Genomic DNA, 25,918 nt, shown 5'->3' with positions numbered 1-25,918 from the left:
TCGCCGGTCCGGGGCGGCAACTGTGGCGGAAAGCACGTTTCTTGAAGGGAACCGTTGAGCCCTGATAGCGGTTGTACCCATGTCCCACACCGCTCACATACGTAGCCACCGGAAGCCCCGCCGCAGCTCCTCGAAGCTCGCGCTGCGCGCCGGAGTTGCCGGTGGCGTCCTCAGCACCATCGCGGTGGCCGGAAGCGCCGGGCCGGCGAACGCCGAGCCGGTGACCGAGACCATCGAGATGCCCGCGCTCACCGTCGACAGCCCGGAACTCGCCGAGGCGGTCGCCCTCTCCGCCGAGGCGACCCAGCAGGCGGCCCTGGCCCTCGACCTGAAGACCCAGGAGAACGCCGCCGCCGTCAAGGCGGCGACGGCCGCGAAGAAGGCCAAGGCGGAGGCCGAGCGCAAAGCCGAGGCCGAGCGGAAGGCCGAAGCCGAGCGGAAGGCCGAGGAGGCCGCCCGCGCCGCGGCCGAGGAGCGCTCCTCCCGCTCCTCGGAGCGCACCACCCTGTCCGCCCCCTCGCAGGGCGTCTCCGACGCCTCCGGCTCCGCCGCGACCGTGGTCGCCTTCCTCAAGGCCCAGCTCGGCGACGCCTACGTCATGGGCGCCACCGGCCCCAACTCGTGGGACTGCTCCAGCCTGGTCCAGGCCGCGTTCCGCCAGGTCGGCATCGACCTGCCGCGCGTCTCCCAGGACCAGTCCGTGGCGGGCACCCAGGTGTCCCTGGGCAACCTCCAGGTCGGCGACATCCTCTACTGGGGCGGCGCGGGCTCCGCCTACCACACCGGTGTGTACATCGGCGACGGCAAGTACCTCGACGCCGCCAACCCCGGCAAGGGCGTCGTCATCCAGGAGTTGTCGGGCTATCCGGCGAGCGGCGCCGTCCGCGTGCTCTGAGCGGCCCCGAAGCGCTCCCCCGGAACACCCGCTTCGTCCCGTTCGTCCCGGGACGAACGGGACGGCCGGGATGACCGGGACAGCCACCGTCTCCCCGTCCGGGGGCGGTGGCCTTCGCGTCGTGCCCCCTGGGCCCTTCGCCGTCCGGCGGGAGAGCCCCCGGCCGCCGGACGGTCGCCGGCGGGCCAGGGCGGCCTCTGCGCGCGGGAGACCGAGAAACGTCACCATTGCCACGTCCGTTCCCCGGAGGGGCGGCCTCTGCGCGGGAGACCGAGTCGTCGCCGGCGGCCGGTCAGGGCGAGGTCGTCGGGGCGGCCTCTGCGCGCGGGAGACCGAGGCACCCGTTCCCGTGAGCCGTGTCGAGCGCGCCAGCGGCCCGAGCGTGACCGTCCACGCCTGTCCCGACCGCGCTCCCCAGGCCGCCCCGGGGACGCTCCGGGACGGGCTGACCCTGCGGTAGCGGACCGCGAAACGCTGAATCCGCCCGCCGGGGCCTGCGCCCCCGGCGGGCGGATTCATGTCTGCGGTGGGAAGGGGCCAAGCCCGAGGGCCTCACACGCACAACCCGGCGCGGAACGACGCCGGTTGAATCGTCACGAACGTGGGGCCACCTTGGAGAGGCCGTTGATGATCCGGTCCATCGCGTCGCCGCCGGTGGGATCCGTGAGGTTGGCCAGCATCTTCAGCGTGAACCTCATCAGCACCGGGTGCGTCAGGCCCCGCTGGGTCGCGATCTTCATGACCTTCGGGTTGCCGATCAGTTTCACGAACGCCCGGCCCAGCGTGTAGTAGCCGCCGTAGGTGTCCTTGAGGACCTCGGGGTAGCCGCGCAGGGCCAGTTCCCGCTGGGCGGGCGTGGCCCGGGCGTGCGCCTGGACGATGACGTCGGCGGCGATCTGCCCGGACTCCATGGCGTAGGCGATGCCCTCGCCGTTGAACGGGTTGACCAGGCCGCCCGCGTCACCGACCAGCAGCAGGCCCCTGGTGTAGTGCGGCTGCCGGTTGAAGGCCATGGGGAGCGCGGCGCCGCGGATCGGGCCGGTCATGTTGCCGGGCACATAGCCCCATTCCTCCGGCATCGAGGCGCACCAGGCCTTGAGGACCTCGCGCCAGTCCAGCTCCTTGAAGGACGCCGAGGTGTTCAGCACGCCGAGGCCGACGTTGGAGGTGCCGTCGCCCATGCCGAAGATCCACCCGTAGCCGGGCAGCAGCCGGTCCTCCCCGGGACCGCGGCGGTCCCACAGCTCAAGCCAGGACTCCAGGTAGTCGTCGTCGTGCCGCGGGCTGGTGAAGTAGGTGCGGACGGCGACGCCCATCGGGCGGTCCTCGCGCCGGTGCAGCCCCATGGCGAGGGAGATCCGGGAGGAGTTGCCGTCCGCGGCCACCACGAGCGGGGCGCGGAAGGTGACCTCGCGCTTCTCGTCGCCGAGCCTGGCATGGACACCCGTGATGCGCCCGGTGCGTTCGTCGAGGACCGGGGCGCCGACGTTGCAGCGCTCGTACAGCCGCGCGCCGGCCTTCTGCGCCTGCCGCGCCAGCTGCTCGTCGAAGTCGTCCCGCTTGCGCACCAGTCCGTAGTCGGGGTAGCTGGCCAGCTCCGGCCAGTCCAGTTGCAGCCGGACCCCGCCGCCGATGATCCGCAGGCCCTTGTTGCGCAGCCAGCCGGCCTCCTCGGACACGTCGATGCCCATGGCGACCAGCTGCCTGGTGGCGCGGGGGGTGAGCCCGTCGCCGCAGACCTTCTCGCGGGGGAACGCCGTCTTCTCCAGCAGCAGGACGTCGAGGCCGGACCTGGCCAGATGGTAGGCGGTCGTCGAACCGGCCGGGCCCGCCCCGACGACGATCACATCTGCGGTGTGCTCGGAGGGGGTCGTCTCGGTCACGGCGGTTCTCCCGAAGACTCGAATTCACGTGCCGGGCGGCACAGGTCGTGTGCAGTCTATGGGGGCGTACCGAACGGCGACCGAAGGGCTCCCCACGATGACCGCAGCGTCTCTCCCCGTCGTCAAGCTCCGCGTGCCCACCGAGGAGGACGCGTTCGCCTGGCACCGCGCCTTCGACGACACCGAGGTGATGGAGTTCCACGGAGGCAGGTCCGCCGAGGTGTCCGTCTACGAGGAACTCACCGCGCGGCAGCGGCGGCACGACGCCGAGCGCGGCTTCTGCCTGTGGACGCTGCTGGACGAGTCGGGCGAGGTGTGCGGCTTCACGGGCGCGCAGCCGTGGCCGCACGAAGCGTTCGGCCCGGTCGGGGAGATCGAGATCGGCTGGCGGCTCGCGCGCCCGTACTGGGGCCGCGGCTATGCGACGTCCGCCGCGCGGACGGCACTGGACCGGCTGCGCGCGGCGGGTGTCCCGTCCGTGGTCGCGATGGTCGACTCCCGCAACGAGCGGTCGATCGCGGTGACCCGGCGGCTGGGCATGGAACTCGCCGAGACGTACGCCGTCCCGGAACTCGACCGCAAGGGGCTCTGCTTCCGGCTCGCCCTCCGCTGAACGCCGCGTCCGTGGCGCGGGCGGACAGGGCCGCCTCGAGGACGCGCCGGTGTCCGCCCGGCCGGGGAGGTGTTCCCGCGGCAGGGGCGGTTCGACGCCACGTTCGCTGCCGGGCCCGACGCGGGGCCCGGCGCCGAGCCCGACGCCAGCCCGGCACCGAGGGTGAACTCCGGGAGCGGTCCGGACGCGCCGGTGCGAACGCCCCGTCCTGCGCTCCCGCCGGAGTCCGCCGACTCGCTCCAGCCGCTTCCGGGTCGCCCCGTCCAGCCGCTTCCGGAGTCGCCCGGTCCGGGCGCGGCCGGCCGCGCCCGGACCGGGCGACCGTGGTCTATCCGTACGGCAAGCGCTTCACCAACCGGCCGGCCGCCCGACGGGGCGACCCCGGCGGCCGGCTCCGCGCGGTCAGAACACCGACAGCCCGGTCAGCGTGGTGAAGCGGTCCAGCGCCGCCACGCCCGCCACCGAGTTGCCCTGCCCGTCCAGCCCCGGGCTCCACACGCACAGCGTGCACCGGCCCGGCACCACCGCCACGATCCCGCCGCCGACGCCGCTCTTGCCGGGCAGCCCGACCCGGTAGGCGAACTCGCCCGCCGCGTCGTACGTACCGCAGGTGAGCATCACCGCGTTGATCTGCTTGGACTCGCTGCGGGTCAGCAGCCGGCTGCCGTCCGCGCGGAGTCCGTGACGGGCCAGGAAGCGGGCCGCGCGGGCCAGATCGGCGCAGTTCATCTCGATCGAGCACTGCCAGAAGTAGTGGTCGAGCAGCGCGGGGACGGGATTGGCGATGTTGCCGTACGACGCCATGAAGTGGGCCAGCGCGGCATTGCGGTCGCCGTGCCCGGACTCGGACTCGGCGACCTCCGGGTCGAAGCCCAGTTCCGGGTTGCCGCTCTCCTTCCGCAGGAACTCCAGCACCTCGCTGCTCGCGTCGCCGGTCAGCGTCAGCAGCCGGTCCGTGACGACGAGGGCCCCGGCGTTGATGAACGGATTGCGCGGGATGCCGTTCTCGTACTCCAGCTGCACCAGCGAGTTGAACGGGTTGCCGGAGGGCTCGCGGCCCACGCGCTCCCAGAGGCCGTCGCCGTCCAGGGAGAGGGCGAGGGCCAGGGCGAAGACCTTGGTGACCGACTGGGTGGAGAACGGCCGCTCCCAGTCGCCGACACCGTGGACCCTGCCGTCGAGGTCGGCGACGGCCATGCCGAAACGGCGGGGGTCGACGGCGGCCAGGGCCGGGATGTACTCGGCCGGGGTGCCGCTGCCGAGCAGCGGTGCGACGTCCTGCGCGATCCGCTCGAGGATCGACCGGTAGTCCATGGTGCGCCGTACCGCCGGGACCTACCGGGACTTGGTGCCGCGGTGCAGCGCGACGATCCCGCCGCTCAGACTTCGCCAGGCCACCTTCGACCAGCCGGCCCTCTGGAGCATCGCCGCGAGGTCCGCCTGATCGGGCCAGGACTGGATCGACTCGGCGAGGTAGACGTACGCGTCGGGGTTGGACGACACCGCGCGGGCGACGGGCGGCAGCGCCCGCATCAGGTACTCCTCGTACACGGTCCGGAAGGGCGCCCAGGTGGGGTGCGAGAACTCGCAGACGACCACGCGGCCGCCGGGCTTGGTCACCCGGTGCAGCTCGCGCAGGGCCCGGTCGGTGTCCCGGACGTTGCGCAGACCGAAGCTGATCGTCACGGCGTCGAAGGAGCCGTCCCGGAAGGGCAGCCTGGTCGCGTCCCCGGCGGTCAGCGGCAGCCACGGGTGCCGCCGCTTGCCCTCGCGCAGCATGCCGAGGGAGAAGTCGCAGGGCACGACGTACGCGCCGGTGCGGGTCAACGGCAGCGAGGAGGTGCCGGTCCCGGCGGCCAGGTCGAGGACCCGCTCGGCGGGCCGCGCGCCGACGGCCTCGGCGACCTCCCTGCGCCAGCGGCGGTCCTGGCCGAGCGAGAGCACGTCGTTGGTGAGGTCGTAGTTCGCCGCGACATCGTCGAACATCGAGGCGACTTCGTGCGGCTGCTTGTCCAGGGATGCGCGGGTCACTGGCGTTCGGCCTCGCTGTGTCGGGTGCGGACGGTTCGCCGGCCATTGTCTCAGGCGCGCCGCGGCGGTTCCGGTGGGGGCGTGCCCGCGGGTCCCGGGCGGGGCCGGGCCCGGTGGGGTTCAGCGCCGCCGGTACACCAGCCGGCCCCCGAGGACGGTGGCGACGCAGCTGCGGGCGCCGTGCTCGCGCAGGGCGGCGAACGGGTCGCCGTCCGGCGGCACGTCGAACACGGCGAAGTCCGCGCCCGCGGCCCCGGGGCCCAGTGGCTCGAGGAACGCCTCGGCCGCGGGCCGGCCTTCGAACGGATCCAGGGACGGCCGCCCTTCCGGCTCCGTGACGCGCTCCTCGCGGCCGAGCCCGGCCCGGGTCACCGCGTCCAGGACCGCGCGGCGCCGGAAGTCACCGGCCACCGCCACCGTGCCGTGCGCGAGCATCCGCTGTGCGCCGCGCCGCGCGCCGGCCCCCCACCGGGCGTCCGTCATCTCCAGCGCGGCGAGCGCGGCGCCGGTGATCGGCTCCGTGCCCAGCTCGTCCGCCTCGCGCGGGTCGGGGTGGTACGCCCGCTCCAGCAGCTCGGGTCCGTACGGGTTGCACAGGCCCGGCGTCAGCACACCGGGCCAGCGGCGCACCCGCGCCCGCGGATACGCGGCCGCCACCTCCCGGTAGGGGCCCACGGCGGCGATCCCGCTTCCCAGGACGGCGACCGCGCCACCCGGCACGGGCGCCTCCCGGCCGCCGGGCAGCAGCAGGTCCGCCGCGTGGATCGTCAGCACGGCGCGGTCAGTTGGCGCTGAGCAGCTTCAGCTCCGGGTGCGCGGTGCCGCCCTCGATCGCCGTCGACGAGATGTGCGACACGACGCGGTCGTCGGCCGGGTCGTTCGCCGGGTCGTCGTGCACGACGATGTGCTCGTACGTCGTCGTCCGCTGCGCCGGAACCCGGTCCGCGCGGCGGATCAGATCGATGATCTCCTGCCGGTTGGAGCGGTGCCTCGCTCCCGCCGAGGAGACCACGTTCTCCTCCAGCATGACCGAGCCGAGGTCGTCCGCTCCGTAGTGCAGCGACAACTGCCCGACCTCCTTGCCCGTGGTCAGCCAGGAGCCCTGGATGTGGGCGACGTTGTCGAAGAAGAGCCGGGCGATCGCGATCATCCGCAGGTACTCGAAGATCGTCGCCTGGGTCCGGCCCTTGAGGTGGTTGTTCTCGGGCTGGTAGGTGTACGGGATGAAGGCCCGGAAACCGCCCGTACGGTCCTGCACGTCGCGGATCATCCGCAGGTGCTCGATGCGCTCGGCGTTGGTCTCACCGGTGCCCATGAGCATCGTGGACGTCGACTCCACACCGAGCCCGTGCGCCGTCTCCATGATGTCCAGCCAGCGCTCGCCGGACTCCTTCAGCGGGGCGATCGCCCTGCGCGGCCGCTCCGGCAGCAGTTCGGCGCCGGCGCCCGCGAAGGAGTCCAGACCGGCCGCGCTGATGCGCCGGACGGCCTCCTCCACGGACACTCCCGAGATCCTGGCCATGTGCTCCACCTCGGACGCGCCGAGGGAGTGGATGACCAGCTGCGGGAACTCCTTCTTGATGGCGGAGAAGTGCTTCTCGTAGTACTCCACGCCGTAGTCCGGGTGGTGACCGCCCTGGAACATGATCTGCGTGCCGCCGAGTTCGACCGTCTCGGCGCAGCGCCGCAGGATGTCGTCGAGGTCGCGGGTCCAGCCCTTGGCGGTGTCCTTGGGCGGCGCGTAGAAGGCGCAGAACCGGCAGGCCGTCACGCAGACGTTGGTGTAGTTGATGTTGCGCTCGATGATGTACGTCGCGATGTGCTCGGTGCCCGCGTAGCGGCGGCGGCGCACGGCGTCCGCTGCGGCGCCCAGCGAGTGCAGCGGCGCGGAGCGGTAGAGGCCGAGTGCTTCCTCGGGGGTGATCCGCCCGCCCTCGGCGGCGCGGTCCAGGACGGACTGGAGGTCGGCCTTCTGGGTCACCGGGGTGTCGCCTTTCGGTGGTGGAGCGGGCGTTGCCGGACCGTGCCAGCCTACGGCAGGCCGTGTGACCGGCCCGCGGGGGCACCTCGGCGGTTCCCCCCGGGGAGGTGGGGGCCGGCGGGCGCCCGCAGCGCGCCGGAGGCGGGGACGTGCCCGCGGGAGGCGGAGACGTGCCCGCGGGAGGGGCTCTGCCGGGGGCGCTCGGCCTCGCGACGCCGCCCGCGCCCGCGGCAGGGGACAGACAGGGGCAAGGGCAAGGGCAGGGGCAGGGGCAGGGACAGGCAAGGGCCGGGGCCGGCCGGCGGCGCGGGCGCCAGATTCAGATGCCGAGCAGTTCGACCGCCACATCCGCCGGGAAGCCCGTCGTCGGGCCGGTCCTCCGGGCGAACTCCCGGACACCGGCCAGTTGCTCGGGGCCGAAGCGGAAGTCCAGCGTCGTGAAGTACCGCTCGAGCACCGCCGCGTCGAACGCCTCCCAGCGGGCCGCCTGCTCGGCGACCTTCGCGACCTCCTCGAGGGACAGGTCGCGGGAGGCCAGAAACGCCTCGTGGACCTGCCGTACGACGCGGGGCTCCCGCCGCAGGTAGTCCCTCCGGGCCGCCCACACCGCGAAGACGAACGGCAGGCCGGTCCAGTCCTTCCACATCCGGCCCAGGTCGTGGACCCGCAGCCCCAGCCGCGGCGCGTCGTGCAGCGACGCGCGCAGCGCCGCGTCGCCGATCAGCACGGCCGCGTCCGCCTCCTGCATCATCACGCCCAGGTCGGGCGGGCAGCTGTAGTAGTCGGGAGCCACCCCGTACCGCTCGGCGAGCAGCAGCTGCGCCAGGCGCACCGAGGTGCGGGAGGTGGACCCGAGGGCGACCCGGGCGCCGTCCAGCCGCTCCAGGGGCAGCTGCGAAACGATCACGCACGACATCACCGGCCCGTCGCAGCCGACCGCGATATCGGGGAAAGCGACGAGTTCACCGGCGTTGCGCAGATATTCCACGAGGGTGATCGGGCCGATATCGAGATCACCGGCGACCAGCCGCTCGGAGAGCTTCTCCGGGGTGTCCTTCGTCAGCTCGAGATCAAGGAGTGTCCCGGTGCGCGCGAGGCCCCAGTACAGCGGGAGGCAGTTCAGGAACTGGATGTGACCGACCCGCGGCCGGCTGCGACGGCCGTGATCGGCAGCGGCGTTCTCGGCGTGTTCCGCGGGTGCTGCGTGACTGTCCACATCGTGAGGCTAGACCGGGGGACCCGCCTTCGAATGACCGGGGCACCGCGCCCGAGAGCGTCAGCATGTCAAGGCTGCATCAAACGTCCGGGTGACGTGATCTTTCCCTCTACCCATCTGAACACCGTGCGTGCTAGGCTCAACGCAAGTTGCAGTTTGGTTTCCCTTGCAGTGCAGAGCCTGCGGAGCATGTGACCCGCAGGCTTTTGTAGTTTTCAGACTTGTTTGCAGGTTCTGGAGCAGGGCAACCCTTTGGCCCAAGGAGGGCTTATGGCTACCGGAACCGTGAAGTGGTTCAACGCTGAAAAGGGCTTCGGCTTCATCGCCCAGGACGGCGGCGGCCCGGATGTCTTCGTCCACTACTCCGCGATCAACGCGACCGGCTTCCGCTCCCTCGAGGAGAACCAGGTCGTGAACTTCGACGTCACCCAGGGCCCGAAGGGCCCGCAGGCGGAGAACGTCACCCCGGCCTGACGCGACCGGGTCGGCGATCGCGCACGACTTAGCAGTACCCAAGGAGCCCCGCCCGTACTTCGTGTACGGGACGGGGCTCCTGCCCTTCCGGGACGCTGCCGGAAACCGGCCGGCAGCCGCATTCGCCACCCGAACGGCCGAAAACCGGAACCGGAAACCAGAACCGGAAAGCGAAACCGGAAAAGGAAACCACTGCGGAAAAGACGGTGAACGGGAGCGGAAAGAAAGCCTCCCCCGAACGCCTCGCGACTCCCGGAACGTGATGCTCGGCGCCACCCCGCCGTGCCCAGGGACCCGGAACCGCCGGATCCGCTCCGGCTCCGGCCCGGTCGCCGTCGCGTCGGCGCGGTTCCCCTGTCCCGGAGCCCTGACCGGCCCTCCCCGTGTCCGTACCCTGGAAGCCATGACCGAGCGAAAGCCCCCGGGCATCAGTATCGAGTCGTGGGTCGACAAGCAGATCCGCGACGCGGAGGACCGCGGCGAGTTCGAGGATCTGCCGGGCCTCGGCAAGCCCCTGCCCGACGACCTGGCACCCTACGACGAACTCTGGTGGCTCAAGGGCAAGATGCACCAGGAGGGGATCACCGTGCTGCCCCCCGCGCTCGCCCTGCGCAAGGAGGCCGAGGACGCGCTGGAGAAGGCCCACCGCGCTCCCTCGGAGGCCGCGGTGCGCCGGATCGTCACGGAGATCAACGAGAAGATCACCGAGATGCTCCTGATGCCGCCCCCGGGCCCACCGCTCGGGCGCCGGCCCTACGACGCGGACGAGGTCGTCCGGGAGTGGCGGCTGAGGCGGGCCTGACGGGACGCCAACCGGCCGGTCCGGACACCCGGGCCGTCCGCTCCGCGCAGCCGCCGCCGTACCCGGCCGCGCGGAGCGGACGCCACACGCGGGACCGGTCACACGCGGGACCGGTCACACGCGGCCGGCCGCGACGGCCGGCGGGACCTCATCGGGCGGAGGGCGACCAGCGTTCACCCTGCATCAGCTTCCCCAGGCCCTGCCACGCGAAGTCCATCAGCGTCGAAGCCGTCTCCCCCGCACAGACACCCGGGGTGTCGTTCGCCCAACCGGCCAGCGACTCCGCCGCCCCGACCAGCGCCTGCGCCAGGCCCGCCGCTTCCCTGGCGGCGAGTTCGCCGGGCCCGCGGGTCTCTCGTGCCGCCTCCCCGATCAGGCCCGTCACGAGCGCGACGATCTCGTCCCGCAGCACGGCCACCTCGGCCGCGAACGGCTCACCGTGGGTACGGGCCTGCCGGTGCAGTACGGCCCAGGCGTCCGGGTGCTCGCTGGTGTGCCGGAAGAACGCGGTCAGGCCCTGCCAGAGCCGGCGGTCCGCCGGAAGCCCCGGGTCCACCGCCGTCCGAACGGCCGCGGCGAGCGCCGCCGACTCCCGCCGGATACAGGCGGTGAAGAGTTCCTCCTTGGAGTTCAGATAGAGGTAGACCAGCGGTTTGGACACCCCTGCGAGTTCGGCGATCTCGTCCATCGAGGCCGGCCGGTACCCCCGCTGCCCGAACGTCCGCACCGCGGCGTCGAGCATCTGCTGCTCCCGCACGGCACGCGGCATCCGCTTGCTCCCACCGGCCCCACCCACGTCAGACGTCCTCCCGGCCAGCGGCCACCGAACTCTTGTCCGGTAAGCCTAAGGCTCTCCGCCGGGCGCAACCGCCGAGGACCGGTCCGCGGGATTCGCGGACCGGTCCTCGGGCGGCCTGCGCCGGACCGGCGGTGGCGGTCAGGCGCCGGGAACGGACGGGCCTGGAAGCGACCGGGTGTGGGGACGGTCAGGCGTTGGGGCGCTTGCCGTGGTTCGCCTTCCTCTTCTTCCTGGCCCGCCGCTTGTTGCCGCGCTTCGACATGGTGCTCATCTCCCGCTTCCGGACGAGAACGACGATCCGGCCAGCCTAGGCGAAGTGAGGTCCGCCCTCCGGCTCCGCACCCGCGGCACGCCGGAACGGCCGGCAGCACCCGCGGCACGCCGGAACGGCCGGCAGCACCCGCGGCACGCCGGAACGGCCGGCAGCACCCGCGGCAGGCCGGAACGGCCGCTCCGCCTCCTCCGCGGGGCCGGCGGCGGCACGTCACACGGCGGCGGGAACGGCCTGCTGCCGGCCGGGCTCGGGCATCCCGCCCTCGTCCACCGGGGACGCCGAGGCCGAGTCGTACGCGTCGCGGTCGAGGATCCGCTCGCGTGCGGCGACGATCACCGGTACGACGGCCTGGCCGGCGACGTTGGTCGCGGTCCTCATCATGTCCAGGATCGGGTCGATCGCCATCAGCAGACCCACGCCCTCCAGCGGGAGACCCAGCGTGGAGAGGGTCAGCGTCAGCATGACCGTCGCCCCGGTGAGACCCGCGGTGGCCGCGGATCCGACGACCGAGACAAAGGCGATCAGCACGTAGTCCTGCACACCGAGCGGGACGTCGAAGATCTGCGCGATGAAGATCGCGGCGAGCGCCGGGTAGACGGCGGCGCAGCCGTCCATCTTGGTCGTCGCGCCGAACGGCACGGCGAACGAGGTGTACTCCTTCGGGACACCGAGTCGTTCGGTGACCTTCTGGGTGACCGGCATGGTGCCGACCGAGGAGCGCGACACGAAGGCGAGCTGGATGGCGGGCCAGGCGCCCTTGAAGAACTGCAGGGGGTTGACCTTGGCGACGGTGGCCAGCAGCAGCGGGTACACGCCGAACATGACCAGCGCGCAGCCGATGTAGACGTCGGCCGTGAAGGTGGCGTACTTGCCGATCAGGTCCCAGCCGTAGTCGGCGATCGCGTAGCCGATCAGGCCGACGGTGCCGATCGGGGCGAGCCGGATGACCCACCACAGGGCCTTCTGGAGCAGTTCGAGCACGGACTCGCTGAAGGCGAGGATCGGCTGGGCCCGGTCACCGAGCTTGAGGGCGGCGGCACCGGCGACGGCGGCCATGAAGACGATCTGCAGGACGTTCAGCTCGGTGAAGGGCGTGATGACGTCCGTGGGCACGATGCCGGTGAGGAAGTCGATCCAGGAGCCGGCCTTCTCCGGCTTCTCGCCGTCCCGCGGTGTGAGGCCGGTGCCCGCACCGGGGTTGGTGAGCAGGCCGATCGTGAGGCCGATCGCCACGGCGATCAGCGAAGTGATCATGAACCACAGCAGAGTGCGGCCGGCCAGCCGTGCGGCGTTGTTGACCTTCCGCAGATTGGTGATCGACACCAGGATCGCGAAGAAGACGAGCGGGGCGACGGCCAACTTCAGCAGCTGGACGAAGATGTCGCCGATCTGCTCCAGGGTGGTACGCAGCCAGGTGACGTCCTGGCTGCGGGCCAGCCAGCCGAGCAGGACGCCGGCGACCAGGCCGGCGACGATCTGGGCCCAGAAGGGGACCTTCGGGATTCGGCTGGGCCGGGTGGGCGTCGCGGAGTTCGCGGACACGGGCACGCTCCGGTGAGGCATATCGGGGAAACGGGAGGAAGCAGGTGAGGCAGGGGAAACGGGAGAGGCGGGGGAGATCGGGGAAGTCGGGAGGATCGAGAAGAGAGGTGCGCAGCTGCGGCGCCCGTGCACTCGGGGAGGGCCGCCCCGCGAAGCCCGGTCAGGCCGAACGGCGACAGGCGGAGTGGCGACAGGCCGAACGGCGACTGGCCGCGGACATGCCGGGGGCGCCCCCGGCGCCGGCGCGGTGCGGCGCGAGGGGGAGGGAGGGGCGCGGGCCGACGTGCAGCCGCGTCACGAGCGGGAGGCTCATGACCGTTCGAGGGCACACTGCTGTCGTCATGGACCACACGTTAACACTTGAACTTTGAGACCCTCAAAGCCGCACTTTGGGCCACGATCACGCCATGGATGTCCGAAAACGGCGCCACCCCGGCGCGGGAGCGGGCACTCCCCGCCAGGGCGGCAGGATGGAGAAGGCCGGTCGTGAGGAAGCTCACTCACGCCGGTGGAGTCGGCGGACGGCTTGGCGCGCTACTGGACGTCCTCGCGCGTGCGGTTGGCCTCCAGCCGCGTCTTCGCCCGGTCGACCTTGGTGACGATCTGCTCGGACATCGCCTCGCGCTGGCGGCGCAGCAGCACGAAGCTCAGCGGCGCCGAGACCAGGACGGACAGCACGAGGACCCACAGCAGGTTGGAGTCACCGAGGCCGCGCGGCAGTACGCGCAGGTACACCAGCCCCCACAGGACGAGGAAGCAGCCGGCGAAGACGCCGAACCGCATGAGGGTGTACCGGAGCGTGGCGCTCGTCTTGCTGTCGGACACGACGGCCCCTTTCCTTCTCTGAGTCGCCCGTCCAGTGAAGCATGTCCCGGTTCGGCTCATTCAGGCGGCTCCGGCCCCTCCGCCGCGGACGGCACCCGGGGAAGATCAGACCAGTGGGAGCAGCATGGTGATGTCGTCGCGGTAGTCGCCGTCGGAGACTCGGATCGCGTCGGGCACCCGTCCGACCTCCTTGTATCCGCACGAGGCGTAGAACCGCTCCAGGCCCGCACCGCTGCGGCAGGTGAGCCGTATCGCGTCGACACCGCCCATCCCGCGGGCGGCGTCGGCGGCGGCGGCGAGCAGTTGCCGGCCGTAGCCCCTGCCCTGGTGCCGGGGATGCACCATCACGGTGTAGAGCCAGATCCAGTGGCGCATCAGCCGGTGCGCGTTGTACGTGAGGAACGCCGCGGCGGCGACCTCGCCGTCCGCGTCCCGCCCGACGAGCAGCCGCGCCCGTCCCTCGGCCATCGCGACCAGGTGCCGTACCAGTTCGGGCCGGACGTCCTCCCGGCTGACCGGCGGTACGAACCCCACGGCCCCGTCCGCGTTGCTCACATCGGTCCAGAGCCCCAGGATCCCGTCGCGGAGCACGGGGCCGACGGGCGGATCGAGCGAGAATTCCAGAGCCATGGCCCGACGATAACAACGCCCCGCTGCGGGCCGGCACGGACGGTCGGCCGGACGGCCCGGAGAGCGGGGAAGGCACGCACGGCCCGGACGGCCCGGACGGCCCGGACGGCCCGGACGGCGGGAACGGCGGGAACGGCGGGAACGGCGGGGAAGGCACGCACGGCGGGGAGAGCGGGAACGGCGGGGAAGGCCCGCACGGCCCGCGTCGACGGCTTGGCGGGCCGGTTCGTCCTCGCGGGCGGCGGCGCGACGCGGCGCGCCCCCGTGCGGGAGCCGCAAGGGGGCGCGCACGGGGGCGTCTGCGTCGGCCCCGCACGGGGCCGCGTACGGAAGCGGGTACGTCAGACCCGCATGGGCTGCGGCGACTCCCGGCGGTCGCCGTCGGGGCCCGGGTACTCGCGGATGACCTCGTAGCGGGTGTTCCGCTCCACCGGCCGGAAGCCGGCGTCGCGGATCAGCTCCAGCAGGTCGTCGCGCGTCAGCTTGTTCGGCGTGCCGTAGTTGTCCGCGTCGTGTGTGATCTTGTACTCGACGACCGAGCCGTCCATGTCGTCCGCACCGTGCTGCAACGCCAGTTGCGCGGTCTGCACACCGTGCATCACCCAGAAGACCTTGACGTGCGGGACGTTGTCGAACAGGAGCCGGGAGACCGCGAACGTCTTCAGGGCCTCCGCGCCCGTCGCCATCGTCGTCCGCGCCTGGAGCCTGTTGCGGACCTTGCCGTCCTGCATGTCGACGAAGTCGTGCTGGTACCGCAGCGGGATGAAGACCTGGAAGCCGCCTGTCTCGTCCTGCAGTTCACGCAGCCGCAGGACGTGGTCCACCCGGTGGCGGGGCTCCTCGATGTGCCCGTACAGCATGGTGCACGGAGTCTTCAGGCCCTTCTGGTGCGCGAGGCGGTGGATCCGGGACCAGTCCTCCCAGTGGGTGCGGTGGTCCACGATGTGCCGCCGGACCTCCCAGTCGAAGATCTCGGCGCCGCCACCGGTCAGCGACTCCAGACCCGCGTCGATCAGTTCGTCCAGGATCTCCGAGGCGGTCAGCCCGGAGATCGTCTCGAAGTGGTGGATCTCGGTCGCGGTGAAGGCCTTCAGCGAGACGTCCGGCAGCGCCTGCTTCAGCTCGCGCAGCGACCGGGGGTAGTAGCGCCAGGGGAGGTTCGGGTGCAGCCCGTTGACGATGTGCAGCTCGGTGAGGTTCTCGCTCTCCATCGCCTTGGCGAGACGGACGGCCTCCTCGATGCGCATCGTGTACGCGTCCTTCTCACCCGGCTTGCGCTGGAAGGAGCAGTACGCGCACGACGCCGTGCAGACGTTCGTCATGTTCAGGTGGCGGTTGACGTTGAAGTGGACCACGTCGCCGTTCTTGCGCGTACGGACCTCGTGGGCGAGACCGCCGAGCCAGGCCAGGTCGTCCGACGCGTAGAGGGCGATGCCGTCCTCGCGGGTCAGCCGCTCGCCGGCCCGGACCTTCTCCTCCAGCTCGCGCTTGAGCCCCGCGTCCATGCGGCCGCCTCCCAGATGTCCTCGTACTGCGATGTCCTCGTACTGCGCCTGTCCCGGGGCCTTCCCCGGGCGCGCCCCCGGATCGCCGGAGGCCGCACCCACGTTACGCCTAGACCTCTTCGGGGAGGTCCCCGACCCGGTTCTCCCACTTCGTGGACAGCACGATGGTGGTACGCGTCCGCGACACGCCCTTCGTGCCCGACAGCCGGCGGATCGTCTTCTCCAGGCCGTCGACGTCGCCGGCGCGCACCTTGAGCATGTACGAGTCGTCGCCCGCGATGAACCAGCAGTCCTCGATCTCCGCGAGGTCGCGCAGCCGCTGCGCGACGTCCTCGTGGTCGGTGGCGTCGGAGAGGGAGATGCCGATCAGGGCGGTGACGCCGAGGCCGAGCGAGGCGGCGTCGACGGTCGCCCGGTACCCGGTGATGACGCCACCGGCCTCCAGGCGGTTGATGCGGTCGGTGACGGAGGGACCGGAGAGTCCCACGAGCCGGCCGAGCTCGGCGTACGAGGCCCTGCCGTTCTCGCGCAGGGCCTGGATGAGCTGCCTATCCACGGCGTCCATATGCCTGAGCCTTCCATTATTCATCGCTACCGCAATTTTACGTGTGTAATCCAAGGCGCGCAGGTGTACGCCCCGCGTTGCCCATGCGTATCCGGAACGATCGCGGACACGGGCCGCCCGGACGGGACGGGCCGCCCCTCGCGCGTCGGTCGGTCGGCTGGTCCCGTACTTCGCTAGTCGGCCCTGGAGCCCCCCAGCTCTCCCTCCCAGCGGCGGTACAGGCCGTGGGCGACACCCGCCGCGTCCAGCACCCGCCCCGCCACGAAGTCCACCAGGTCCTGAATGTGCGTCGCCCCCGCGTAGAAGGCGGGGGACGCGGGCAGGACCTGCGCACCCGCCTCGTCGAGCGCCACCAGATGCCGCAGGGTCTGACCGTTCAGCGGGGTCTCCCGCACGGCGACGACAAGCCTGCGCCGTTCCTTCAGTGTGACGCTCGCCGCCCGCTGGAGCAGGTCCTTGGACAACCCGAGCGCCACCCCGGCGACGCAGGCGGTGGACGCCGGCACGATCAGCATGCCCTTCACCGGGTACGACCCCGAGGACGGCCCGGCGGCCAGGTCGCCGGCCGCCCAGTGGCGCACCGCGCCCACGTCCACCCGGAAGGTGCCGGGCTTGCCGTCCGCGCCCCGCTCCAGCCAGGTGCGCAGATCGTCCTGCCAGTGGGCGTCCCGGAACGCGATCCCCGTCTCGTCGAGCAGGGTGAGCCGCGAGGCCCGCGACACCACCAGGTCGACGCTCTCGCCCGCGTCGAGCAGCCCGCGCAGCACGGCCGCGGCGTAGGGGGTCCCGGACGCGCCGGAGACCCCGACGACCCACGGGGTGCGGTTGGCGTCGTTCATGGCAGTGAGCCTATCCGGCCACCGGGTGGCGGAACCGAGTCAGGTGCCCCGGACGTTTCCGGGGAAAGACGCCGCAACCACAGAGGGGACAGGATGCCGACCACCTCGCTGGAGCCGAGCCGGACCGACCGGGCGAAGGCCGCCGGCAAGCTGATGCTGGCCTGGGTGGCGCTGCTCTGGGCGCTGGAGGCGCTCGACCACATCACGGGCCACGGCCTCGACGCATACGGGATCACCCCGCGCGAGCCCGCGGAGCTGGCGGACGTCGTCCCGGCGTCCTTCATCCACTTCGGCTTCGGCCATCTGGCGTCGAACACCGTTCCGCTGCTGGTCTTCGGCTTCCTCGCCGCACTCGGCGGCATCCGCCGCTTCCTGGCGGTGGCCGCGCTGATCATCGTGGCCAGCGGTCTCGGCGTGTGGCTGCTCTCGCCGCCCGGTTCCAACACGGCGGGCGCGTCCGGTCTGGTCTTCGGCCTCTTCGGCTATCTGCTGGTCCGCGGCTTCGTGGACCGCCGGCCGCTGGACATCGGCGTCGGCCTGGTGGTCGGCGCGCTCTGGGGCGGCTCGATCCTGCTGGGCCTCTCCCCCGCGAACACGGGCGTGAGCTGGCAGGGGCACCTCATCGGCCTGGTGGCGGGCGTGGTGGCGGCGTTCGTGTTCCGCCGGAGACCGGCCGCGACCACCGTCTGACGGGCGGGCGCCTGAGGCCGAGCAGGCGCCGACGCCCCGGGCCGACCAGGGCCGGCCAGGGCCGGCCGCACGGTGGCTACGGGGTGAGGCCCCTGACCGACAGATCGGTCAGCGCGCACACGAAGAGGGCAATGCCGATGAAACCGTTGACGGTGAAGAACGCCCGGTTCAGCCGGGACAGGTCGTGCGGCGTCACGATCGAGTGCTCGTAGACGAACGCCACCGCGACGACCGCCAGGCCCAGCCAGAGGAAGGCCCCGGCGCCGGTGGCCAGGGCGTACCAGGCGAAGAGGCCCATCGTCACGGCGTGGCAGGCCCGGGCACCCCACAGCGCGGCCGGGATGCCGAAGCGGGCCGGGACCGACATCACGCCGTGGGCGCGGTCGGCCCGCACGTCCTGGCAGGCGAAGATCAGGTCGAAGCCGCCGATCCACACGCCGACCGCCAGCCCGAGGACCACCGCGTCCCAGGACCAGGACCCGGTGACCGCGAGCCAGGCGCCGACCGGGCCCATGGCCTGGGCGAGCCCGAGGATCGCGTGCGGGAAGTTGGTGAAGCGCTTGCCGTACGGATAGACCACCATCGGCACGACCGCGACCGGCGCGAGCGCCAGGCACAGCGGGTTGAGCAGGGCGGCGGCACCGAGGAAGACCACCACGGCGATGCCCGCACCGGTCCAGGCGGACCGCACCGACACCGCCCCGGTCACCAGTTCGCGGCCGGCGGTCCGCGGGTTGCGGGCGTCGATCTCGCGGTCGATGATCCGGTTGCAGGCCATCGCGAACGTCCGCAGGCCGACCATGGCGACGGTGACGAGCAGCAGCGTCACCCAGTCGACGCTCCCGCCGCTCTCGAACATCGCGGTGAGCGCGGCGATATAGGCGAACGGCAGCGCGAACACCGAGTGCTCGATCATCACCAGCCGCAGGAAGGCCCTGGTCCGGCCGGGGCGCGGAACGGCCGCCGCCGCCGACGCGCTCACAGGCCGTACTCCTTCCACCGGCGGTCGACCAGCGCCGCCGTGTCCGGGTCCGAGAGGACCATCTCCGGCCAGCCCCCGTCGCGGGTGTAGCCCTCCTCGGGCCACTTCCGGGTCGCGTCGATGCCCGCCTTGCCGCCCCAGAACTGCTGGTAGGACGAGTGGTCGAGGTGGTCCACCGGCCCCTCGACGACGGTCAGGTCGCGGGCGTAGTCGGTGTTGCCGAGCGCCCGCCACGACACCTCGTGCAGATCGTGGACGTCGCAGTCGGAGTCCACCACGACGATGAGCTTGGTCAGCGACATCATGTGCGCGCCCCAGATGGCGTGCATCACCTTCTGGGCGTGCTTCGGGTACTTCTTGTCGATCGAGACGATGGCGCAGTTGTGGAAGCCCCCCGACTCGGGCAGGTGGTAGTCCGTGATGTCCGGCACGATGATCTTGAGCAGCGGGAGGAAGAAGCGCTCCGTCGCCCGGCCGAGCGGACCGTCCTCCGTCGGGGGCCGCCCCACCACGATCGACTGGAGCAGCGGGCGCCTGCGCATCGTCACACAGTCGATCGTCAGCGCCGGGAAGTCCTCCTGCGGCGTGTAGAAGCCGGTGTGGTCCCCGAACGGACCCTCCGGAAGCATCCTCCCCGGCTCAAGCCAGCCTTCCAGGACCACCTCCGCCTGCGCCGGAACCTGGAGCGGCACGGTCTTGCAGTCGACCATCTCGATGCGCCTGCCCTGCACGAAGCCGGCGAACAGGTACTCGTCGATGTCCGCGGGCAGCGGGGCGGTGGAGGCGTACGTCACCGCGGGCGGGCAGCCGAAGGCGATGGCGACCGGCAGCTTCTCGCCGCGCCGCGCCGCCACCTGGTAGTGGTTGCGGCTGTCCTTGTGGATCTGCCAGTGCATGCCGATGGTGCGGTTGTCGTGGCGCTGGAGGCGGTACAGGCCGAGGTTGCGCACCCCGGTGTCGGGGTCCTTGGTGTGGGTGAGGCCCAGGTTGAAGAAGGAACCGCCGTCCTCGGGCCAGGTGAACAGCGCGGGCAGCCGGTCCAGATCGACCTCGTCACCGCGCAGGACCACCTCCTGCACCGGCGCGTCCCGCACCTTCTTCGGCGGCACGTGCGTCATCGCGCCCAGCTTGCCGAACGCCTCGCGCACCCCGACGAAGCCGTGCGGCAGCTCGGGCTTGAGCAGCCCGCCGATCTTCGCGCTGATCTCGTCGTACGCCTTCAGCCCCAGCGACTTCAGCAGCCTGCGGTCGGTGCCGTACACGTTCATCGCCAGCGGCATGGACGAACCGCGCACGTTCTCGAAGAGCAGCGCGGGGCCGCCGGACTTCTGGACCCGGTCGACGATCTCCCCGACCTCCAGATACGGGTCGACTTCGGCCTTGATGCGCTTGAGGTCGCCCTCACGCTCCAGTGCCCGGAGCAACGAGCGAAGATCGTCGTAAGCCATGCCGTCCAGTATCTGCCACTCGCTACGCTGGACTTGTCACGGGGGCCGTTCCACGGCCCCGTTCTCCGCACGCAGGGGGCCGCCAATGCTTCGGGTGCTGATGTTCTTGGTGCCGCTGGCGCTCAGCATCTACGCCTTCATCGACTGCATCTCCACGGACGAGAAGGAGATCAGGCACATCCCCAAGCCGCTCTGGGCGATCCTCGTGCTGCTCTTCCCGCTGGTGGGTTCGATCTCCTGGCTGATCGCCGGGAAGAACCGCGGCCCGCGGCGTCCGTCGAGGCGCGGCGGCTGGGTGGCTCCCGACGACAACCCCGAGTTCCTGAAGTCCCTCGACGAGGACGGCCCCAAGCAGCCCCGGGACCGGGCCAAGGACCAGACGCGCGACGAGGACCCGGGCACGTCCTGAGGGGGCGGGAGGGCCCTGGCCCGGCCCTGGCCTTGGCCTGGCCTTGGAACAGGAACAGGAGCCGGAGCCGGAGCCGGAGCGGGAAACGAACGGGCGAACGGGCCGGGGAACGGTCGGGGAGGCGGACCGGGAAACGGACCGGCGAACGCGGGAGTTCGCCGACGCTCACCCGGAGCTGTGGCACGAGGGCATCGGCCACGACGACTGCCCCGGGCCGGCGCCGGCCGTACGTGCGTGCGTGCGTGCCGTCCCGTGCGATCCGCCCGGTCAGGTGCGAGCGGTCTGGTACGAGCGGTCAGGTGCGAGCGGCGTACTCCGCGCGGAGCCGGCCGAGGCGCTCGGGCGTCCGGGCGGACCGGTCGGCGGGCCTGCCGTCGAGCGCGTCCGACAGGTACTCGAAGTGCCGGTGCCAGCGGGCCAGGTTGTCGAGCCGCCGCCCGTCCGGGCCGGCGAACTCGTTGGTGAAGCGCAGCACGGACGCCAGCGAGTTCGCGGGGGCCGGCTCCATGTGGAAGCGGATGCGGCCGTAAGTCCCGACGGTGTACTCGGCGACGGCCTCCCGGTCCCAGGCCGTGACCCGTCCGGAGACCACGGCCCCCTCGGCGCCTTCCTCCGCGTTCAGCCAACGGAGCGTCACCGCGCCGCCCAACCGGGGTTCCAGCAGGTCCGCCCTGGCCAACCACTGCGGCAGGCCCTCGGGCGTGGCGACGGCCGCCCACACCCGCACCACCGGGTGCGGCAGAAGGAACACGAAGTGCAGGACGTGCACCGGACCGCCGTCACCGGCCCGGGTCTCGCTGGTGCCGTACGGGATCGCTTCCGTCATGGCACCAGCGTCGCCCCTGCGGACCGGGCCCGCTACCGTACGCGCCCACTCGGACGCCCGCCGGGACCCGCCGGACCTATCGGAACCTCTCCCGACCTCGCCGGACCTCTCCCGACCTCGCCGGACCTCTTCGGCGCCTCCCAGGGGCCTCCCCTGAACCGGTGGGCGGCTCAGACCCCCGCGTAGCCGTGGAGGCTGTTCACGAAGAGGTTGACGCCGTAGTAGTTGAAGAGGAAGCAGGCGAAGGCGACCAGCGCGATGTACGCGGCCCTGCGGCCCTTCCATCCGGCGGTGGCGCGGGCGTGCAGATACGCGGCGTACGCCACCCAGGTGATGAAGGACCAGACCTCCTTGGCGTCCCAGCCCCAGTAGCGGCCCCATGCGTCGCCCGCCCAGATCGCCCCCGCGATGATGGTGAACGTCCACAGCGGGAAGACCGCGGCGTTGATGCGGTAGGCGAACTTGTCCAGGGACGCGGCGGACGGCAACCGGTGCAGCACGGAGCGGGCGAAGGAGCCGGGGTCGCCGCCTTCGGCGAGCTTGTTCTCGTAGGAGTCCCGGAAGAGGTACAGCAGGGTGGCGACCGCGCCCAGGTAGAAGACCGCGCCGCAGAAGATCGCGGTGGAGACGTGGATCCACAGCCAGTACGAGTCCAGGGCCGGGACGAGCTGGTCGCTCTCGGTGTAGAGCCAGGTGACCGCGATGCCCAGGTCCAGCAGGACCGTGGTGACGAGCGGCAGCCCGATCCAGCGCACGTTCTTCCTGGCGAGGAGGAAGCCGAGGTACGCGCCGACCGCCACCGTGGAGAAGGTGGTGGAGAACTCGTACATGTTGCCCCAGGGGGCACGCTGCACCGAGACGGCTCGGGTCGCGACGCCCGCGGCCTCGATCAGGAAGGCGAGGGCGGTCAGCGAGACCGCGATCCGGCCGTACAGGTCGCCCTGCCGGTCACCGCCGGCCGCGCCGGGGCCGTCGGGGACGTCCCGGGTGCCGGCCGCGGAGCGGGTGACGACCCTGGGGCGGTCCAGCACGGTGGTCCCGCCGCCCCTGCGGGCGACCCGGACCCCCGGTGCGGCGGCCCGGCCGTCCGCCGTCAGGGCGGCGGCGGTACGGCCGACCCTGCTGCGGCTGCCGAACGTCCACTCGGCGATATGCGCGAGGAAGGCCAGGGTGTACACGGCCATGGCCGAGTAGATCAGCACGTTGCTGAACTCGGCGAGGCTCTCGTTGTTGGCGGCGGCGAGATTCACTTCTCAGCCCCTTCGGCGGGAACAGCTGCGGCTGGTTCGGGGTCGGGCGCGGTCGGCGCCTCGGCGTTGAGCGATGCGGCGAGGTCGGCCAGTTCCTCGGGGAGCCCGGCCGACTCGCTCCGGCCCAGCCCCGCCATCTCCACGACCGTCACACCGTCCTCGCCGCGCACGGCACGCACCCACACCCGGCGGCGCTGGATGAACAGGGAACCGACGAGCCCGGTGATCGCGGCGACGGCACCGGCGAGCGCGAGCCCGTTGCCCGGCTGCTGGGAGATCTGGAAGCTCGCCCACTCCTTGATCTCCTTCTCGAAGGTGACCGAGCCCGCGCCGTCGGGCAGCTGCATCGTCTCCCCCGGCAGCAGGGTCTGCTTGAACACCTCGCCCTTGGCGTCCTTGAACGGCTTCATCTTGCGGGTGTCCAGCTGGTACACGTTCTGCGGGACACCGGAGTCGACGCCGAGGCTGCCCCGGTACGCACTCAGGTTGAGCGCCGGGAACACCAGGGCCGGGAACTGGGAGAACATCTGGCCGTGGCCCTTGCCCGCGTAGGTGGGCACGAAGAAGGCGGGGAAGCCGAGCTGCTCCTTCTCGCCGTCCCCGTCGCGGTAGCCGTCCAGCACCTTGATGACACCGGTGGAGCTGACGTTGTTGTCGATGGGCAGCAGCGGGACGGCGGCCCGGTGGACGACCTGGCCCCTGCCGTCGCGGACGGTCACGACGGGCGCGTAGCCGTGGGCGAGCAGATAGACCTTGGAGCCGTCGATCTCCAGCGGCTCGTTGACCCGGACGACGGCCTTCCGGTCCTTGCCCTCGGCGCCCTCGGCGTAGGTGACCGCGGCCTCGAAGGTGCGGGGTGTGCCCTTCTGCGGGCCGCTGGGCTCGTATGTGCCGGTGAACTGGTCCAGGGTGAAGCTGAACGGGACCAGGTCGTCGATGTCGAACAGCGACCCGGACCTGAAGTCGTCGTACTGGGTCAGGGTGTTGGCGAAGCCGTCGCCCTCGACGACCAGCTTGCCCCCCTCGGACTTGAAGAGCTGCCCGACGGCGAAGGCCACGAGCATCACGATCAGGGAGACATGGAAGAGGAGGTTCCCGACCTCGCGCAGATAGCCCTTCTCCGAGGCCACCGCGTCCCCGGCGACATGCGCCCGGAACCGACGCTTCCGCAGCAGCGCGAGCGCGGCCTCGCCGACCGCCCCGGGCTCGGCCTCGGTCCGCCACGTCGTGTACACGGGCAGCCGGGTCAGGCGCTTGGGCGCGCCCGGCGGGCGGCCGCGCAGCTGACCGGCGAACTGCCAGGTCCTCGGGACGATGCAGCCGATCAACGAGACGAACAGCAGGATGTAGATCGCGGAGAACCACACCGAGCTGTAGACGTCGAAGAGCTGGAGCTTCTCGAAGACCGGCGTCCAGAACTCGTTGTTCGCCTTCCAGGTGCCGACCTTCACCTCGTCCGCACTGTTCTGCGGGACGAGGGAACCGGGGATCGCGCCCAGGGAGAGCAGGAACAGCAGGATGAGCGCCACCCGCATGGAGGTCAGCTGGCGCCAGAACCACCGGATCCAGCCGGTCGTCTCACGGACTCCCCAGGCGACCGCGCCGACGGGGCCCGGAGCGCGCCGCCCGCCGAAGGAGCCGGGCACCGCCCGCTCCTGGGGGGCGGTGGAGAGCTGGTCCCCCGCGCCGCCGAGGTCGCCGGGCTCCTGGTCGGCCCGCTCTGCGCCGACGGCCCCGGTCCCGGGCTCATCCGCCGTCCTGGTCCCGGCAGTCGTCCCGGTAATCGTCCCGGTGGCCGGCTCGTTCGCCGTCCCGTTCCCGGTAGTCGTCCCGGTGGCCGGCTCGTTCGCCGTCCCGTTCCCGGTAGTCGTCCCGGTGGCCGACTCGTTCGCCGTCCCGTTCCCGGTAGTCGTCTCGGTCTCGCTCATGGATCAGATTCCCACCTGGAAGCCCTGGGACCAGCTCTGCATCTCCTGCACGAGGACGTCCCACGCGCCGGTCAGCAGCAGCGCGCCGGTCGCGATCATCATGCCGCCGCCGATCCTCATCACCCAGGCATAGTGGCGCCTGACCCAGCCGAACGCACCGAGAGCCCTGCGGAAGGCGACGGCAGCGAGCACGAACGGCAACCCGAGGCCGAGGCAGTACGCGGCGGTCAGCAGCGCTCCGCGGCCCGCGCTGCCCTGCTGCGCGGAGAGCACCGTCACCGAGGCGAGGGTCGGGCCGATGCACGGGGTCCAGCCGATGCCGAAGAGCGCTCCGAGCACGGGTGCCCCCACGAGTCCCGTCGCGGGCCGCTTGTGGAAGCGGAACTCGCGCTGGGTGAGGAAGGGCATGAGGCCCATGAAGAAGAGGCCCATCAGGATCATCAGCACACCGAGGACCGTGGTGAGCACCTCGCGGTGCTCCTGGAGGGTCCAGCCGAAGAAGCCGAAGAGAGCCCCTCCGGAGACGAAGACGGCGGAGAAGCCGAGCACGAAGAGAGCCGCTCCGGAGGCCATCCTCCCCTTCCGGGCCTCGGCGAGATCGGTGCCGGTGACGCCGGTCACATAGGACAGATAGCCCGGGACCAGCGGCAGTACGCAGGGGGAGAAGAAGGACACCAGACCCGCCAGGACGGCGACGGGGAGCGCGAGCAGCATCGCGCCGCTCATGACCGTCTCGTTCTGCATCCCTACTTCTCCGCGACCACGGGATCGATCATGGAGCGGAGCTGCTTGTCGTCCAGCCCCGTCAGGGCACGGGCCGCGATCTTCCCCTCACGGTCGATGACGATCGTGCTCGGAATGGCCTGCGGGTTGAGGCTGCCCTTGGGGAACTTCAGGATCAGCTTGCCGATGGGGTCGTGGAAGCTCGGGTAGCCGACCTCGTAGTCCTTCTCGAAGGCGAGCGCCGGGCCGGTCTGCGGGTCGCGGGTGTTGATCCCGATGAACTCCACGCCCTGGCTCTTCGTCTCCTCGGCGACCTTGCTCAGGTACGGTGCCTCGGCGCGGCAGGGCGCGCACCACGAGCCCCACAGGTTCAGGACGACGACCTTGCCCTGGTAGTCGGCCAGGTCGAGCGGCTTGCCCGTGAGGTCCTCGCCGGACAGCCGCGGAGCGGTCGTCCGCTTGCCCTCGGCGACGGTGGAGATCCCGCTCGTGCCGGTGACGAAGTTGGTGTCGCCGCCGCCGCCGGACCTGCCCCCGGCATCGCCGGTGCACGCCGACAGGGCGAACGCGGCGGCGAGCGCGCCGACGGTGATCAGGGTGCGTCGAGGGGCACGGACGAGACTCATGTGAAAAGTTTCGCATGCGGGTTCAGGGGATCTTGGCCGCCCCCCTTGCCGTCCGTGGCGCTCGCCGCCCGTACCGTCCCTTCTCCGGCTGGGTTGGGGCAGCACGGACGGGGCCGCGGCACGCCACCCGCCCGCCTCCCGGCGGCGTCCGTGAACTGCCGC

27 protein-coding genes are annotated in these 25,918 nt (G+C 71.6%); 6 read left to right on the top strand and 21 right to left on the bottom strand.

Annotated elements, in window-relative coordinates; genetic code table 11:
* The first annotated feature begins 79 nt into the window (after positions 1 to 79).
* Positions 80 to 895 carry a C40 family peptidase gene (locus DDQ41_RS18500; RefSeq protein WP_109295484.1) on the top strand — a complete coding sequence of 272 codons (816 nt, stop codon included), beginning with the start codon at positions 80 to 82 and terminating at the stop codon, positions 893 to 895.
* A 593-nt stretch (positions 896 to 1,488) separates the two neighbouring features.
* Here DDQ41_RS18500 and DDQ41_RS18495 read toward each other — a convergent pair.
* The gene (locus tag DDQ41_RS18495; RefSeq protein ID WP_109295483.1) at positions 1,489 to 2,778 is read right to left on the bottom strand and encodes a geranylgeranyl reductase family protein; all 1,290 of its coding nucleotides are present in this window, start codon (positions 2,776 to 2,778) and stop codon (positions 1,489 to 1,491) included.
* Between the two features lie 97 nt (positions 2,779 to 2,875).
* Between DDQ41_RS18495 and DDQ41_RS18490 the strand changes: the two genes are divergently transcribed.
* Positions 2,876 to 3,391 carry a GNAT family N-acetyltransferase gene (locus tag DDQ41_RS18490; RefSeq protein WP_109295482.1) on the top strand — a complete coding sequence of 172 codons (516 nt, stop codon included), beginning with the start codon at positions 2,876 to 2,878 and terminating at the stop codon, positions 3,389 to 3,391.
* 402 nt (positions 3,392 to 3,793) lie between these two features.
* On the opposite strand, the gene DDQ41_RS18485 is transcribed toward DDQ41_RS18490, so the two are convergent.
* The 5 genes from DDQ41_RS18485 to DDQ41_RS18465 form a co-directional block, all read right to left on the bottom strand.
* Positions 3,794 to 4,705, bottom strand: coding sequence for a glutaminase (locus DDQ41_RS18485; protein ID WP_109295481.1), 912 nt, complete (start codon positions 4,703 to 4,705; stop codon positions 3,794 to 3,796).
* Between the two features lie 21 nt (positions 4,706 to 4,726).
* Positions 4,727 to 5,422 carry a demethylmenaquinone methyltransferase gene (locus DDQ41_RS18480; RefSeq protein WP_109295480.1) on the bottom strand — a complete coding sequence of 232 codons (696 nt, stop codon included), beginning with the start codon at positions 5,420 to 5,422 and terminating at the stop codon, positions 4,727 to 4,729.
* A 120-nt stretch (positions 5,423 to 5,542) separates the two neighbouring features.
* Positions 5,543 to 6,196: a hypothetical protein gene (locus DDQ41_RS18475; RefSeq protein WP_109295479.1), complete on the bottom strand. Its 654-nt coding sequence runs from the start codon at positions 6,194 to 6,196 to the stop codon at positions 5,543 to 5,545.
* Between the two features lie 7 nt (positions 6,197 to 6,203).
* The gene (mqnC, locus tag DDQ41_RS18470) at positions 6,204 to 7,403 is read right to left on the bottom strand and encodes a cyclic dehypoxanthinyl futalosine synthase (protein WP_109295478.1); all 1,200 of its coding nucleotides are present in this window, start codon (positions 7,401 to 7,403) and stop codon (positions 6,204 to 6,206) included.
* A gap of 319 nt (positions 7,404 to 7,722) precedes the next feature.
* Positions 7,723 to 8,619, bottom strand: coding sequence for a menaquinone biosynthetic enzyme MqnA/MqnD family protein (locus DDQ41_RS18465; RefSeq protein ID WP_109295477.1), 897 nt, complete (start codon positions 8,617 to 8,619; stop codon positions 7,723 to 7,725).
* Between the two features lie 270 nt (positions 8,620 to 8,889).
* Between DDQ41_RS18465 and DDQ41_RS18455 the strand changes: the two genes are divergently transcribed.
* Positions 8,890 to 9,093: a cold-shock protein gene (locus DDQ41_RS18455; protein WP_017948713.1), complete on the top strand. Its 204-nt coding sequence runs from the start codon at positions 8,890 to 8,892 to the stop codon at positions 9,091 to 9,093.
* A gap of 403 nt (positions 9,094 to 9,496) precedes the next feature.
* Positions 9,497 to 9,895: a DnaJ family domain-containing protein gene (locus tag DDQ41_RS18450; protein WP_109297813.1), complete on the top strand. Its 399-nt coding sequence runs from the start codon at positions 9,497 to 9,499 to the stop codon at positions 9,893 to 9,895.
* 148 nt (positions 9,896 to 10,043) lie between these two features.
* Here DDQ41_RS18450 and DDQ41_RS18445 read toward each other — a convergent pair whose 3' ends face one another.
* The 8 genes from DDQ41_RS18445 to DDQ41_RS18410 form a co-directional block, all read right to left on the bottom strand.
* A complete protein-coding gene (locus DDQ41_RS18445) occupies positions 10,044 to 10,664 on the bottom strand; it encodes a TetR/AcrR family transcriptional regulator (protein ID WP_172607754.1) in 621 nt (206 codons plus the stop codon).
* Positions 10,665 to 10,881: 217 nt separating this feature from the next.
* Positions 10,882 to 10,956 (bottom strand): 50S ribosomal protein bL37, encoded by a 75-nt coding sequence (locus DDQ41_RS33060; RefSeq protein ID WP_106430099.1) that lies wholly within the window; start codon positions 10,954 to 10,956, stop codon positions 10,882 to 10,884.
* Between the two features lie 222 nt (positions 10,957 to 11,178).
* Complete coding sequence (locus tag DDQ41_RS18435) at positions 11,179 to 12,531, bottom strand: dicarboxylate/amino acid:cation symporter (protein WP_245991346.1); 1,353 nt, start codon at positions 12,529 to 12,531, stop codon at positions 11,179 to 11,181.
* Positions 12,532 to 13,044: 513 nt separating this feature from the next.
* Positions 13,045 to 13,335, bottom strand: coding sequence for a DUF4229 domain-containing protein (locus DDQ41_RS18430; RefSeq protein ID WP_109295475.1), 291 nt, complete (start codon positions 13,333 to 13,335; stop codon positions 13,045 to 13,047).
* Between the two features lie 105 nt (positions 13,336 to 13,440).
* Positions 13,441 to 13,965, bottom strand: coding sequence for a GNAT family N-acetyltransferase (locus DDQ41_RS18425; protein WP_109295474.1), 525 nt, complete (start codon positions 13,963 to 13,965; stop codon positions 13,441 to 13,443).
* Between the two features lie 341 nt (positions 13,966 to 14,306).
* On the bottom strand, positions 14,307 to 15,470 hold the full coding sequence (mqnE, locus tag DDQ41_RS18420; protein ID WP_109295473.1) for an aminofutalosine synthase MqnE: 1,164 nt from the start codon (positions 15,468 to 15,470) through the stop codon (positions 14,307 to 14,309).
* Between the two features lie 109 nt (positions 15,471 to 15,579).
* A complete protein-coding gene (locus DDQ41_RS18415) occupies positions 15,580 to 16,035 on the bottom strand; it encodes an Lrp/AsnC family transcriptional regulator (protein ID WP_109295472.1) in 456 nt (151 codons plus the stop codon).
* 173 nt (positions 16,036 to 16,208) lie between these two features.
* On the bottom strand, positions 16,209 to 16,874 hold the full coding sequence (locus DDQ41_RS18410) for a UbiX family flavin prenyltransferase (RefSeq protein WP_109295471.1): 666 nt from the start codon (positions 16,872 to 16,874) through the stop codon (positions 16,209 to 16,211).
* Positions 16,875 to 16,967: 93 nt separating this feature from the next.
* Between DDQ41_RS18410 and DDQ41_RS18405 the strand changes: the two genes are divergently transcribed.
* On the top strand, positions 16,968 to 17,564 hold the full coding sequence (locus tag DDQ41_RS18405; RefSeq protein ID WP_109295470.1) for a rhomboid family intramembrane serine protease: 597 nt from the start codon (positions 16,968 to 16,970) through the stop codon (positions 17,562 to 17,564).
* Between the two features lie 76 nt (positions 17,565 to 17,640).
* Here the strand turns inward: DDQ41_RS18405 and mqnP are convergent, their stop codons facing one another.
* Complete coding sequence (gene mqnP / locus DDQ41_RS18400) at positions 17,641 to 18,546, bottom strand: menaquinone biosynthesis prenyltransferase MqnP (RefSeq protein ID WP_109295469.1); 906 nt, start codon at positions 18,544 to 18,546, stop codon at positions 17,641 to 17,643.
* A complete protein-coding gene (locus DDQ41_RS18395) occupies positions 18,543 to 19,994 on the bottom strand; it encodes a menaquinone biosynthesis decarboxylase (RefSeq protein WP_109295468.1) in 1,452 nt (483 codons plus the stop codon). The genes mqnP and DDQ41_RS18395 overlap by 4 nt, the downstream gene beginning before the upstream one ends.
* Before the next feature lie 85 nt (positions 19,995 to 20,079).
* On the opposite strand from DDQ41_RS18395, the gene DDQ41_RS18390 reads away from it, so the two are divergent.
* Entirely contained in the window at positions 20,080 to 20,403 is a 324-nt protein-coding gene (locus DDQ41_RS18390; RefSeq protein ID WP_109295467.1) for a PLD nuclease N-terminal domain-containing protein, read from the top strand.
* A gap of 295 nt (positions 20,404 to 20,698) precedes the next feature.
* Here the strand turns inward: DDQ41_RS18390 and DDQ41_RS18385 are convergent, their stop codons facing one another.
* The 5 genes from DDQ41_RS18385 to DDQ41_RS18365 form a co-directional block, all read right to left on the bottom strand.
* Complete coding sequence (locus DDQ41_RS18385; RefSeq protein WP_109295466.1) at positions 20,699 to 21,229, bottom strand: SRPBCC domain-containing protein; 531 nt, start codon at positions 21,227 to 21,229, stop codon at positions 20,699 to 20,701.
* A 170-nt stretch (positions 21,230 to 21,399) separates the two neighbouring features.
* Positions 21,400 to 22,479 carry a c-type cytochrome biogenesis protein CcsB gene (gene ccsB / locus DDQ41_RS18380; protein WP_109295465.1) on the bottom strand — a complete coding sequence of 360 codons (1,080 nt, stop codon included), beginning with the start codon at positions 22,477 to 22,479 and terminating at the stop codon, positions 21,400 to 21,402.
* Positions 22,476 to 24,407 (bottom strand): cytochrome c biogenesis protein ResB, encoded by a 1,932-nt coding sequence (gene resB / locus DDQ41_RS18375; protein WP_109295464.1) that lies wholly within the window; start codon positions 24,405 to 24,407, stop codon positions 22,476 to 22,478. The genes ccsB and resB overlap by 4 nt, the downstream gene beginning before the upstream one ends.
* Positions 24,408 to 24,410: 3 nt before the next feature.
* A complete protein-coding gene (locus DDQ41_RS18370; RefSeq protein ID WP_109295463.1) occupies positions 24,411 to 25,151 on the bottom strand; it encodes a cytochrome c biogenesis CcdA family protein in 741 nt (246 codons plus the stop codon).
* Between the two features lie 2 nt (positions 25,152 to 25,153).
* Positions 25,154 to 25,756 (bottom strand): TlpA family protein disulfide reductase, encoded by a 603-nt coding sequence (locus DDQ41_RS18365; protein WP_109295462.1) that lies wholly within the window; start codon positions 25,754 to 25,756, stop codon positions 25,154 to 25,156.
* Between the last annotated feature and the right edge of the window lie 162 nt (positions 25,757 to 25,918).

The organism is Streptomyces spongiicola, from assembly GCF_003122365.1.
Classification (GTDB): domain Bacteria; phylum Actinomycetota; class Actinomycetes; order Streptomycetales; family Streptomycetaceae; genus Streptomyces; species Streptomyces spongiicola.
This window is presented reverse-complemented; position numbering and strand designations above follow the sequence as displayed.